9 protein-coding genes are annotated in these 12,710 nt (G+C 59.2%); 1 reads left to right on the top strand and 8 read right to left on the bottom strand.

All coding sequences use genetic code 11. The annotated features are described in order from the left end of the window. Window positions 1–44: 44 nt before the first annotated feature. Window positions 45–3,794, top strand: a complete 3,750-nt coding sequence (locus C8C99_RS18335) for a methyltransferase domain-containing protein (RefSeq protein ID WP_056646978.1) — start codon at window positions 45–47, stop codon at window positions 3,792–3,794. A 284-nt stretch (window positions 3,795–4,078) separates the two neighbouring features. On the opposite strand, the gene C8C99_RS18330 is transcribed toward C8C99_RS18335, so the two are convergent. The 8 genes from C8C99_RS18330 to C8C99_RS18295 form a co-directional block, all read right to left on the bottom strand. After that, window positions 4,079–5,602 carry a glycosyltransferase family 39 protein gene (locus C8C99_RS18330; RefSeq protein ID WP_108626501.1) on the bottom strand — a complete coding sequence of 508 codons (1,524 nt, stop codon included), beginning with the start codon at window positions 5,600–5,602 and terminating at the stop codon, window positions 4,079–4,081. Continuing rightward, entirely contained in the window at window positions 5,599–6,201 is a 603-nt protein-coding gene (locus C8C99_RS18325; RefSeq protein ID WP_108626500.1) for a class I SAM-dependent methyltransferase, read from the bottom strand. Before C8C99_RS18325 ends, C8C99_RS18330 begins: the two co-directional genes overlap by 4 nt. 15 nt (window positions 6,202–6,216) lie before the next feature. Beyond that, on the bottom strand, window positions 6,217–7,110 hold the full coding sequence (locus C8C99_RS18320; protein WP_233247263.1) for a hypothetical protein: 894 nt from the start codon (window positions 7,108–7,110) through the stop codon (window positions 6,217–6,219). Next, window positions 7,107–8,354 (bottom strand): ABC transporter ATP-binding protein, encoded by a 1,248-nt coding sequence (locus C8C99_RS18315; protein WP_108626498.1) that lies wholly within the window; start codon window positions 8,352–8,354, stop codon window positions 7,107–7,109. Before C8C99_RS18315 ends, C8C99_RS18320 begins: the two co-directional genes overlap by 4 nt. After that, window positions 8,351–9,157 carry an ABC transporter permease gene (locus C8C99_RS18310; RefSeq protein WP_108626497.1) on the bottom strand — a complete coding sequence of 269 codons (807 nt, stop codon included), beginning with the start codon at window positions 9,155–9,157 and terminating at the stop codon, window positions 8,351–8,353. The genes C8C99_RS18315 and C8C99_RS18310 overlap by 4 nt, the downstream gene beginning before the upstream one ends. Before the next feature lie 105 nt (window positions 9,158–9,262). Further along, window positions 9,263–10,174: a peptidylprolyl isomerase gene (locus C8C99_RS18305; protein WP_233247262.1), complete on the bottom strand. Its 912-nt coding sequence runs from the start codon at window positions 10,172–10,174 to the stop codon at window positions 9,263–9,265. A 103-nt stretch (window positions 10,175–10,277) separates the two neighbouring features. Then, the gene (locus C8C99_RS18300) at window positions 10,278–12,050 is read right to left on the bottom strand and encodes a cell surface protein (RefSeq protein WP_108626496.1); all 1,773 of its coding nucleotides are present in this window, start codon (window positions 12,048–12,050) and stop codon (window positions 10,278–10,280) included. A gap of 192 nt (window positions 12,051–12,242) precedes the next feature. Next, window positions 12,243–12,653, bottom strand: coding sequence for a hypothetical protein (locus C8C99_RS18295; protein ID WP_146186031.1), 411 nt, complete (start codon window positions 12,651–12,653; stop codon window positions 12,243–12,245). Between the last annotated feature and the right edge of the window lie 57 nt (window positions 12,654–12,710).

The raw sequence follows: 12,710 nt of genomic DNA, 5'->3' as shown, positions 1-12,710 counted from the left end.
CGCGGCACACAAAGGCGCCGGATCTGGCCCGTCATAATCGCCGGATGACGAATTCTATTGACGACCTGCACGTGTATTTGCGCTCCATTGCAGAAGGAGAACGCACTTCTCTGTCGGTCCTTGCCAGCCTGATCAATCGCGGCGCTAGCGTGCTGGACCTGGGGTGTGGCAGCGGCGCCCTGGGACAGTATCTGAAAGAGACCCGCGATTGCACGACGGACGGTGTCACCCTGAGCCAGGCAGAAGCGGTGCACGCCCAGCCCCACTACCGGCAGGTCGAAGTAGCGGACCTGGAAACAGCCGATCTGCTCCGCATGTTCGGGACCAACCAGTACGACTACATCGTATGTGCGGATGTCCTGGAGCATTTGAAGCGCCCAGAATCCGTTTTGCAGGTGTGCCGAGAGCTACTCGCAGCCGACGGCCGGCTGCTGATTTCAGTGCCCAATGCCGCGTACTCCGGGCTTTTGGCTGAGTTGCTCGAAGGAGAGTTCCGCTACCGCGAGGAAGGTCTGCTCGATAACACCCACCTGCGATTCTTCACACGTCGATCGCTCGTGAGGTTCCTGTCCGAGCAGCGCTGGGACCTCGATGCGGTCGACACCATCACCCGGCAATTGCCAGACTCGGAATTTCAGGCGGCATTCGACCGGCTCCCCCCTCCCGTTGCCCGCTACCTGCTGGGCATCCCCGACGCCCTCACCTACCAGTTCATTGGCATTGCACGGCCGGTGGCCTACGTGCCCAGCGCGGTGCACGCACCCACTGACCTCGGCACGGCGCAGGCGCTCTTTACGGCACAGCTCTATATGGGTCGGCATGGAGGCTATGCGGAAGACGACAAACTCAGTGCCACCGGCGCCATCGGCTCTGAGCACCAAACGGTAAGCTTTCAAATACCTGCAGCCAGTGCCCCCGTCACCCGGCTCCGCTTCGATCCCGCAGACCGCGCCGGCTTCTTGCACCTGTACAGCATCACCCTGCGCAGCGACCGGGGCGATGCACTGTGGCAGTGGTCGGCCAACACGGCCAGTCGCACCTTGCTGGCATCCACCCCCCACAGCCAGATTGCCTGGCAAGCCCCCATGCCCCCGGCGTCCGGCGCCAGTCTGCTGCTGCTCACGGGTACCGACCCCTGGCTGGAGCTCCCTATCCCCGCCGAGGTGCTTGCGGCCGCCAGCCCTTCAGGCTCAAGACTGGATATTGAACTGGGCTGGCCCATGTCTGCCGACTATCTGGCGCTGTCCAACACCGTCAAGCCTCTCGGTGACCGCATCGACCAACTGGAGAGCAACGCCCGCGATGCGCAAAGCCGCATAGACCAGCAGCAAAGCCAACTACAGGTGGTGGGAGGCAGAGCCAGCCTCCTCGAAGAAAGCAACAAGGCACTTGCACAGCAACGCGCCATGTGGCAACAAGAAGCCACGCGTCTAGACAAGGACTACCAGGCGCTCGCCGACCACCTCAAGACCATAGAAAACTCCACCGTGTTCAGAGCCACCCGCCCCCTGGTGCACGCCAAGATGCGCATTGATCGACTGCTGGGCCGCAGCCCGGCGACCGTGCAGCCCGCCCAGCCAGCCCCCGTGCCCCTGGCGCCGCCACCCCACCCGGTGGACGTCATCGTGCCCGTATACCGGGGTCTGGCAGACACGCAACTGTGTATCAACTCCGCACTGGCAAGCCAGTGCGAAACGCCCTGGCGTCTGATCGTCATCAACGATGCAAGTCCGGAACCCGAAGTCACCGACTGGCTGCGCGAGCGCGCACGCCAGGACAGTCGCATCACGCTGCTCGAGAACGCGGAGAACCTGGGCTTTGTCGGCACCGTGAACCGCGGCATGGCGCTGAACAGCAGCCACGACGTGCTGCTGCTCAACAGCGATACCGAGGTGGCCAATGACTGGCTCGACCGCATTCGCCGCGCCGCCTACAGCGACCAGAAGGTCGGATCGGTCACGCCGTTCTCCAACAACGCCACCATTTGCAGCTACCCCCGTTTTTGCAAGGACAACGCTTTGCCCACGGGATACGACACAGCGCGACTGGACGCACTGTGCGCACAAACCAATCCTGGCGCCGCGGTGGACGTACCGACCGGTGTGGGGTTTTGCATGTATATCCGCCGTGACTGCCTGCAGCAGGTCGGCCTGTTTGATACGGAGAACTTTGGGAAAGGCTACGGCGAAGAAAACGATTTTTGCCAACGCGCCGCCGAGTCGGGTTGGCGCAATCTCCATCTGCTGGACACCTTTGTGCTGCATACCGGTGGCGTGAGCTTTGGGGACAGCAAGAGCCCGCGCGAGCGCGCGGCCATGGAAACTTTGCGACGCCTGCACCCCCGCTACGAGCGCGATGTCATGGCGTTTGTGCAAGCAGACCCTGCGCAGCCTTATCGGCTCGCGTTGGACGTGGCTCGCATTCAGCGCGCTCAACTGCCCACTGTGCTGGCCGTGTTGCATGACCGCGCAGGCGGCACGCTGCGCCATGTGCGCGAACTGGCCCAACACCTGGGGGCCCAGGCCATCTTCCTCACGCTGACGCCCGCACCGGACCAGTGCGTGCGCCTGGAGCTGGCCGGCAAGGAGGAGGGCTTTGAGCTCGTCTTCCGGCTCTCCGACCAATTCACCGACCTCATAGTGGTACTGAAAAGCCTGGGGGTACGACACATCCACTACCACCACCTCGTCGGCCATGATCCGCTGGTTCTGGACCTGCCTGCACAGTTGGGGGTGGACTACGACTTCACTGCGCACGATTTCTACAGTTATTGCGCCCACATTTCCATGACGGGCAGCGACAACCGCTTTGCCGGTGAACCCGCCCCCGGGCAGTGTGCATGTTGCGCCCCTCAAGACCCCGCCCCCATGGGTACCGGCACGGTGTCTGATTGGCGCCATCGCAACCGCCACTTTCTGACGAGCGCTCGCCTCGTGATCGCCCCGAGCATCGACACTGCACGACGCATGACAGGTTTTGCCCCCGGTGCACGCGTGCGGGCCATTCCCCATACCGACATGGCCGCGCCCGGCAGCCCCGGAGCACCCGAGCCGCACGTCAAGCCGCTGGCCTCAGACGCACGCCTCAAAGTGGTGGTTCTCGGGGCGCTCAGTGCCATCAAGGGCGCGGACGTGCTCGAGGCGGCGGCCATAGAGGCATCCCGAGCGGGAGCCCCCGTAGAGTTCCACCTGCTCGGTTACGGCTACCGCCACCTGCAAACCCAGCCCCGCGCGCGGCTTACCGTGCATGGAGCCTATCAGGAGGAAGACCTGCCGGGCCTGCTGGCTTGGCTGCAGCCTGACGTCGTGTGGTTTCCCGCCCTCTGGCCCGAGACCTACAGCTACACGCTCAGCAGCGCGTTGCAGGCGGGCTTGCCGGTGGCCGTTCCAGACATTGGTGCATTTGCAGAGCGTGTGGCCGGCAGACCCTGGAGCTGGGTATGCCCGTGGGACCAGGATGGAAAGCAATGGGTGCACTTTTTCACCACCTTGCGCGCCGAGCATTTCGTTGCCGCGGTGCCACCCGAAACCCCTCCCGCTCCCCCCACATCAGGTACCCCGACGCCCTGGACGTACCAGAACGACTACCTGCAGGGCGTGTCGGCTACGGCAGACGCTCAGCCACCCATGGCAGCTGTATCGCTGGCCCCCTACCTGGCGCCCAAGGGCGCATCCGCTCGCTCAGAGGCACTGAACGCACTCGCTTACCTGCGTTCGCTCCCTCTGCTGCGCACTGCGGCCCGTCGCATCCCTGCGCATTGGCAGCGCAGAGTCAAGAATTGGCTGCAGAAGTAGGGCTTGCCCTCTCCGCAGCATTGCGGAGCAGGCGCTTGGATCTGGAACATCTTGAAGAATCCCTGAGGGGGTGGCGCCATCACCGCTCTGGCGAGGAAACTACTGCAACTCTCGAATTTGGTGAACCACGCGATTCCACCAGAATCTCTAGCGCACCCTGCACAGCCCTGGGCACGTTATAAACGTGGGCGACACGCGGGGTATCGCTGTAGTTTGCCTAAGCCAAAGACACGACTACACAACGCTGAACATTTGCCGCCATTCAATAATCAATCAACAGACGATCAACCCCTCGGTGTTGGGCCCTGTGGCACAGCCTCAAAGAAATCTACGAAGACGCCCCTGAACTCTTGTCCAGAGACCCAGCGCAGCGCTCCAACACATCGGCGTTTTACCAAGTCGAAATAAAGTCGATGCATCTGGTGCTGGAACAACACCACCTGTTCCCCGGCCGCCCAGGGGCGCTGACAAAGCGCATCCACGCCCTGCGGCACGTCGTCTTGGACTCCCACCGTTGTCAGGCTATACGGCCTACCCGCCTCGGCCATGAAACCCCGCAGATAGTAGTTGAAATAGATGGCATTGGGAGCCCAGGTAGCCACCACCGTAGGAGAGCCTTGGGCATACCGCGCAATGAAGCGCGATGCCTCACGGTACTCCTCCTTCCACGGTTTGTGGTAAGAGGTCAGCACAACCTGCAAGCTGGCAGCACATCCGAGCAGCACGACCAAACCAGACAACCCTCTGCGCGGCTCCGCCAGCGAGAACAGCAAAGCGAACAGTGCAATACCAACCGGGAGCATGGCTGAGAAATATCGCTCGTGCCACACCCTGGCATGAAATGCCGTGTAGATGCCATAGCCAAAATGCGCCACTACCATACCCGCGAACGCCGCCACCAACAACCATCGCGCATCCCGCCGACACGCATCCGACCGACGGCATTTCCACAACGCTCCCACAAATGCCAAGGCGAGAAGCCCCCACAGGGTATGCAGGCCCGGCATGAGAAATCCTGCTGCCTTGGGCAACATCAGTGACCACACATCCGGCCAGTCATAGTCACGCCAGCCAAAGCGCCCTGTACCTGTCGCTGCCATGGAGAACCAGTTCAGGTACATCCAAGGCGCCAACAACACCGGCACCGCCACAAACCATCCGAACTCGCGCAGAGGTTTATCCTGCCACCATGCCATCGCAAACCGTACCGCCACCAGGGCACACGCGAGCACCAGTCCAGTGTAATGCGTGTACGACAGCAACAAATACAGGGTCACATCCAGCCCGATGCGCTGTGGCTCCGCCTGCAAGGCATACCGCACCAACCGCACCACAGCACAGGTTGCCAGCAGCATCAGGAGTCCGTAGCCTCGCGCCTCCTGCGCGAGAGCCACTGCCGAAGGCGCCAGCGCCAGCAGCAGCCCAGCGGCACCAGCAGCAAAACCGCCCAAGGGGCGCCTTAGCCCGGCAAAAAGCACCAACGGCGCCAGACTTCCTGCCACGGCGCTGAGCGCACGTACGGCAAAATCCGAAGTTCCAAATACCAGGGTCCACAGCCACAGCAGCAGTTCAAATAAGGGCGGCGAGTTTTCCCCAGCCTTCCAAGTCAAGGCGGAATCCTCGATCCGCAAATCTGGAAAGACCTTCTGTACATAGTCATACCAAGGACGGCCTTCACCCACCTGAGTAACGATGGAAACGGAGAATAATTCATCCGACCAGAGGCCCTGGCTATCCAGCGCATGAAAGCGCAACCCCGCCGACAGCATTGCCAGCACGACCAGCCATGCAGCAGTACCTCGCCTCATGTGCGGTAGCCGGGCACCGTCCAATACCGCAGTTGTTGCATCAACTGGCGGCGCCAGCGTTGTGCCAAAGAGAGCGGCGGCTGGCGGAATACGCCCACAGTGTCGCCCCAGGGCGCGCTCTCAGGATCCGCGTGCGGCGCCCAATCCGTGCTGACCTGCAGCAACTCCATACTCGAGTATTTGGCAAGCGCGCGATAGGCATCGGGGTAAAAGCGCCAGCAATCCTGCGGGTAACGATGCTCTGGCCCTCTCGATGGCGCCAGCAGAAAGATGACCCCTCCTGGCTTGAGCACCCGCGTCATCTCCATCCAAGTCAGCCAGAAAAATTCCACGTGCTCGAACGCTTGGCCCGAGACAATCACATCCACCGAATGGCTGGTGAACGGAAGGCGGTAGGGCGACTGCAGCACCACGTCCACATTCGGCCCGGCGGCTAAGTCCACCCCTGCATATCTCCATGCAGGGTGTAAAAAGAACTGCTTGTAGCTGCCATTCACGTCATAGCTGCCTATGTCAATGATGTTAAGCGGCTTGCCTGTGCTGGCTGAAAGATATTTGTGAACCAGCCCCTGCACATGGGCTAGTGAACTTGCATGCATATATTGAGAATCTTCCTAATCGGCAAAAAAACGTTGCGCCTCACCCCACAGATGCCAAGACGCCGGTCGCAACAGCATCACCCGCTCCAGTCGTTCAAACAGCGCCTTGGTCAACTCGTCCTCATTATTTCCAGGCTCCAGAATTTCAAGATCTAGTAAGCGTAGTCCAGTTTGCATATCCACGTTCATCAGCACAACCGTCACCGGAACTTTCTGCTGCACCGCCAAGGATGGCAATACCCTAGGAACATTCACCGACCGCCCCAAAAGACTCACCCTCCGTGTCTTTGCTACCTGATCGGGAGGCACATCCAACACCACCAGCACTTGCTCCTGGGCAGCCAAAGTATCAAGCACCTTTGGCAAACCGCCCTGCGCGTAGATTACGGGTCTGCCGCTGGCACGCTGCACAGTGTCCATGCGTGCCTTGATGTAACGATGCAGGAACCATCGTCCTTGAAATGGCGGCCCCTCAGTCGCAGCCACCAGCATGTGGGGGTGCAGACCCTCGGTAGCAGCGTGCCGGAGGCTCCACAGTCCCAGCCCCCAATGAAACGTCACCAGAAGTCCGGGTTTGCCTGCAGGCTGCCATTGGCCTGATACCTCCACGAATCTATGCATCCAACGATTCGTACGGCATCGGAATAGGTAATGGTCAGCGTGATCAATCAGGGTAATCAATCGACGTTCCTGCAACCAGACCTTTTCGTCCCTGACCATTCCCATCCCACGTGCCAGCGTAAGTGCGCGCAGGCAAGGCTCGCGGTAAAGCCATCCACAGAGGGCCAGCGCTTTGAACAAACGGAATGCTACAGGCCACGGCAGCACTGCTGCCAGACCTGGCAACAGCACCAACTCCAACGCATCGCGCGCTTCCACGCGCATCCGGCGCCAGACCTTGGGAATCACGCCTCTCCCCAGTAGTGAGGCAATCGCACGAGCCCCGGCGTCAACTGTGGATTTACGTACCGGAATCGCGCATGCTGGTACCACTCGTCGTAGACCACTACGCCCGCGGTATCGAACAGGTATGCGCTAAGGACATATTCACCCGAGTGCAACGGAAGACCAGGGTACGTAAGAACAGCTTGCCAATCCCCATTGGGCAGCCGCGTCAACTGGGCACCATCAGCGCGTGAGGAATCGGATGTAATGCCGTGCCCCTGGAACTGCTCCAACATCACAAGCACATGGGGCATTTCATCAGTCCCCTCTAACTGCGCCGTAAGGCGAACGCGAAGATCTGCCCCTTGCAAAAGCGGCGGCTCTGACGCATCTGTCTGATCAATCGTCAGGGCGACGATACGGGCGCCCAAGCGTTGACTGGAGACTTGAGGAATTGGCACATTTGCCGGCAACTCAAGCTGCGGTGTCTCCACAGATTCTGGCATTTCTCGCAGCCGCGAGTGCACTTCGTAGGCCGAAACCACATCCTCTGTCGGCCCTTGCATCACCAATTCGCCGTGCTTCAACCATAGTGCAGCATCGCAAAGGCGCCGTATATGGTAGAAGCTGTGCGAACAGAACAAGATGGTGCAGCCATTCTCACGAAACGCCATGATGCGCTCCACGCATTTTTTTTGAAAATGCTGGTCACCAACGGCAAGCGCCTCGTCGATGATCAGTACATCCGGCTGCACCGCCGTCACCAACGCGAAGGCCAGGCGTACCGTCATGCCCGACGAATACGTCTTCACCGGCCGCTCCATCGCCTCGCCCAGCTCGGAAAACTCCACGATGCCCGCTTCTAGGCGTGCCATCTCCTCATGGCTGATGCCGATCAGGCTGCCACCAAAATACAAATTGTCACGCCCACTGAACTCTGGATGGAACCCCGCCCCCAACTCCAAAATAGCCGTCACTCGGCCCACACGTTCCAATGTGCCTGCGCTCGGCTGCATCGTGCCGGCCAACAGCTTAAGCAGCGAACTTTTGCCCGCGCCGTTGTCGCCTATCACGCCAATGCATTGACCGCGACGCAGCTCGAACGATACGTTGCGCAGCGCCCAGTGGCTACGATGGCGGGTACGCGTACTGAACAGCGCCTTGAAGCGTTCTCGGGGGCTGGTGTATAGACGATATTCCTTGCCCAGGCCTGATACGCGCAACACCACTTCAGTCGACATAGCCACCTGATTGCTATTGCTGTTCATAGCCAATCCACTAGCTGATCGCGGCTACGAGCCACCACGCCATTCAGCACCAGTGCCAGACCAGCCAGCCACACAGCAGACACACCCCATACGGTCAGTGGTGGCCATGCACCTTGCAGCAGCACCGCTTGCAAGCCCACGACCACCATTGTCACGGGATTGAGCCACAGCATCCATTGCCAACCTTGCGGGAACATAGACAGCGGAAAGAGGATGGGCGAAAGATAGATGCCCACCGACAACAGAAAGCCCACCAGTTGCACCACGTCACGCAGCGCTGCCGCCAAAATGGCGAACAAATAAGCCAGTAGCCACGCCAGTACCACCAACAGCAGCAACAGCACGGGCACCGCCAGCATCGACGCGCCGAAGTGGTGCAACGGCGCGTATGCCAGTGCAATGAGCAGTAGCAGCGGCCCATAGATAAGTGCGCTGGCCAACACCGCCCGCGTCACGAAGAGCACTGGCGGCAGTGAATTCTTTTGCAGCAATCCACCGGCTTCCAGCAGGCTGTTCATACCGCGCGAGACAGCGTCGCAGAACGCCATCCACGGCAAGGCGCCCACGATCAGGAAGGTACCAACCGCACGTGCAGGCGCCCCGTCACCCAGACGCATCGAAAACACCACGTCAAAAACCAGGTAGTACGCAGCTACCGTGAGTAACGGCTGCAAATAGGGCCAGATGACGCCTGCGGCGGTACCGGCGTGTCTTGCCGCTACTTCACGACGCACAAGCACCCAAAGCAAGCTGCGCGCACGCCAGATGGCTAGCGCATCAACCGCAAGCGCTGGACGCGGCATGTAAACCATTTCCAAAACGATAGGAGATCTGCGTCAATGCACGGTCGCCTGTTTCCAAAAAAATACAGGTGAACAGTAAAGCCGGGTCACGCAAAAACAGAAATTTCAACGGGTGAAATCCGAAGGTTTGAATTTCGAGGAAAACGTATTGACCGCCGCCTCATTCACTTTCATGCCCTCTTGCAAGCGCTGCGCTTCTTTTGCACGTGCTTCACGCAACAACGCCGTCCGCGCCTGCATCAACAATTGTTCGCGTACTTCGTCGAAACCACGTTTGCCCGCAGAACGCCTCTCTTCCAGGCGAATAATGTGATAGCCGAACTGCGTCTCGACCACATCACTCAGGTCCCCGGGCGTCTTGAGCCCCTTCATCGCTTCTTCAAACGGCACGACAGTGCTGCCCTCAGTGACAAACCCTATGTCACCACCCTGGGCCACACTCCCCGTGTCTTCGGAATTATCCTTGGCCAGTTGCGCAAAGTCTTTGCCCGCCCTTGCATCACTCAGTATCTGCTCGATACGGGCACGCGTTTCGGGGGACTTCTGCTTCAACAAAATATGCCGAACGCGAGTCCGTTCTGGAGCGTCCAACTGCTTGCCATCGACCGCCCTGTAGGTGGACTGGGCGTAAGCCAACAATGCGGCTTCGCTTGGCTGATGGCTTTTATCAAAATCGGCCAAATAAAGATCCGCCATGGCCTTTTCACGGGCCAACGCCAGTGCTGCAGCAGACTCTCGACCTGCAGTGAGCCCCTTGCGCTCAGCCTCCACCGCCATGGCGCGCTGCACATACACATTGGATGCCAGCTGACCCACGTTGTCCGGACGGGAAAGCACGGTTGCGCGAGCGGTATCCGAGATACGCGTAGCGGCATCCGCCATCACATCTGCATCAGTCACTTGCCCCACAGGCCCCTGTACCAGTGCATATTGGGCCGACACCAACAGCGGTGCGAAAGAGCAAATAGCCGCACAAAAGATCCGGCCGACAGAGATACGTACTGTGAGCATGTTCATTCCGAAAAGAAACATCAATCAATCAGTTACACAATGAAAAAAGGCGGGGGCAAGCCCCCGCCTTATGCTTGATTGCCGCACGCGGCAATCAGAACCTCAACCATTAACGCGTGAAGCGGTGGGGTTGGGTCAGGCTGAAGTTGGTGGACTTGCCAGCAACCACAGGGCCCGTCATCTTCACGAACGAGCTACCCACGATTGGCAGACCAGCGTTGGCCAAACCAGCGGTGTTGATGTTCAACCAGCCGTTCACGAAACCAGCATCGATGTTCTTAGGCGCGATCTTGGCTTGCAGCGAAGACGTTGCGTTGAACGTCAGGATGCTGACTTCACCGCAGAACACAACCTTCTTGGTCGTGCCTGGCGACACCACGAACTCGCCAGAAGCCGTGGCTTCTTCTTGATCGTATGCGGTCACGGCACCACCGGGTTCCACGCAAGCTTGGTACGTTGGGTTACCCGAAGTACCGCCCGTGCCCATCTTCGTGTTCACAGCCGTGAAGTATGGAGAAACGTCATTGCCAACCGTGATTTGCTGAGCAGCGGATGCATTGAACACTGCGCTCGGGCCTGTTGCAGGAGCGGCAAACTTGTAGTTCACGCCCACAGCGTAGCGACGGGTAGGCATGGAGAACACCCAATCCGTAGCAGCCGAGATGGCAGAGTTGGTCACATACTCGTTCAGCACGTTCTTGACAGCCAGGGCTTGTGTCAGCAGCTTGGCTTGCAGCACAGGTGCGTCGCTCGCAGTGGTACCTGGAGCAGCAGCAGCAACACCAGCAGCAGTGATGGCGACAGCCGTCAGATAAGGCGTCGACATGTCAGGCAGATCGTACTGAGCAGCTTCAATGATAGCCGTCGAAGGCGCCACACCGGTGTTACGCAGCAGAGGATCGGAAGTCAGCGAGTTGATAGCGGTGGCAGCAACTGTGGTGTCCTTCTGGGGGGAGAACACGACGCGACCCAGACCAGGAGCGCCACCAGCAGCCACGCGAGCTTCCACAGCAGTCATGTTGCCAGACCAAGCCACGGATGCACCGGCGATGTTCAAAATCGTCCAAGAGCCGGTCAAGCCCGTCGAAGGAGCCCACAGACCGTGGTTGAGCAGAGCGGTACGGTCGGCAGCAGCAGCAACAGCACCGGTGATGTCCGTCAGCGTAGGATCAGCAGCCAGCTTCAGCACAGCAGCAGGCAGAGCGGAATCACTAGCGGCCAAGCCGCAAGGGTTGGTACCAGCAGAAGTATGCTTGATAGCGGTGAACAGAGCGTTATCGATCAAAGCAACTGCAGCTTCATCAGCAACACCAGTAGCACCTGGAACCTTTGGAGGAATGTCAGCCATGTTGAAAATTTCAACATAACCTTCCAAAGTTTCGCCGGCCTTTGCAGCATCGGTAGCACCGAACACGCGATCGGTCTTGAACTTCGTTGCGTTCAGCACAGCACGGCGAGGCAGAGAGCAGGTGTTGTCTGGAACGTAGATTTGAGCCAGACCCGTGGCAGTATCCTTGCTCACGTTGGCCGTCCACACGTCACCAGGCGACAGGAACAACGAAAAGTCGAACACGTCGTCAGAGTTAGCTGCACCACGGAAGCGCACCTTCACCGCCTTGCCGTTCTTAGTATCAGTATTCACCAGGCTCAGCAGGGTGCCGTTACCTTCTTGCACGGAGTAATAAGGCACAACCAAATTGTGACCAATGCCGTCAGGGCTCACTTGCAACACAGTTGCAGTCGTTGCAGTCAGGCCAGCGGCAGCGCCAGCAGCGGAGGCCACGGCCGCCGTTTGATAAGCGACACCAGCAGATGCAGCCCCAGCAAAACCCAGACCACCAATCATGGCAGCGATGCTCAGAGAGAGAACATTTTTTTTCATGAAAACTCCAGTTAGAAAAAGTTGGTAAGCGCAACTACCAAGATTGTTTACGCTCAAGGATGGTAGCACAGCAAGAATCGGGTGAAGTCATCGAAATTTCTGCGTCAACCCGATGTGTTGATTAAAAGCAACAGGCCTCTGTCCGTTTCGATACTTGCCCTCCCATGCACTAGGCAGAAAGATGTTGAGAGGTCACAGTTTTTGGTACAGCCACCACTGCCCATCTTCCAGAAGCCACGTTTCATCCACACCCGTGGTAATGGTACCGTTGTATGGCTTTGCGAGGATAGGCTTGGCCTCAATTTTTACAACAGCAGTGCACTTTTCTGTCGCACATTCGACACGCACTACCTCTGCCTTGACCCACGTGGCTGCACCACCGATCCCAGAGCTGTACCGCTCAAAGGAAGTAACAGCACGGTACGAAGGCGCGGTGAATGTGTACGCCTTCTGAATGTCTCCGGCAATCAGCGCCTCCCAGCGCGCGGCAGCACGCTGCTCCACCACCTTTTCGGGCGACGGGGGCACCACTGCAGCACAACCCGACAATGCGACCAGGGCCATTACTGCTGCAGTACGCATTGCGCCAGCGGAAAACTTCATGGGTTTCAACTCCTTCATTGATTTCAATTGTCTGTAGACCGACCCAAGTCATGGGCC

Origin of the sequence: Acidovorax sp. 107 (assembly GCF_003058055.1) — a bacterium.
In the GTDB taxonomy this organism is placed as follows: Bacteria; Pseudomonadota; Gammaproteobacteria; order Burkholderiales; family Burkholderiaceae_C; genus Acidovorax.
This window is presented reverse-complemented; position numbering and strand designations above follow the sequence as displayed.

Coding starts and splice junctions, on each gene's coding strand:
- C8C99_RS18300 (WP_108626496.1), bottom strand. CDS start 12,050: ATGAAAAAAAATGTTCTCTCTCTGAGCATCGCTGCCATGATTGGTGGT.
- C8C99_RS18315 (WP_108626498.1), bottom strand. CDS start 8,354: ATGAACAGCAATAGCAATCAGGTGGCTATGTCGACTGAAGTGGTGTTG.
- C8C99_RS18325 (WP_108626500.1), bottom strand. CDS start 6,201: ATGCATGCAAGTTCACTAGCCCATGTGCAGGGGCTGGTTCACAAATAT.
- C8C99_RS18310 (WP_108626497.1), bottom strand. CDS start 9,157: ATGCCGCGTCCAGCGCTTGCGGTTGATGCGCTAGCCATCTGGCGTGCG.
- C8C99_RS18330 (WP_108626501.1), bottom strand. CDS start 5,602: ATGAGGCGAGGTACTGCTGCATGGCTGGTCGTGCTGGCAATGCTGTCG.
- C8C99_RS18295 (WP_146186031.1), bottom strand. CDS start 12,653: ATGAAGTTTTCCGCTGGCGCAATGCGTACTGCAGCAGTAATGGCCCTG.
- C8C99_RS18335 (WP_056646978.1), top strand. CDS start 45: ATGACGAATTCTATTGACGACCTGCACGTGTATTTGCGCTCCATTGCA.
- C8C99_RS18305 (WP_233247262.1), bottom strand. CDS start 10,174: ATGAACATGCTCACAGTACGTATCTCTGTCGGCCGGATCTTTTGTGCG.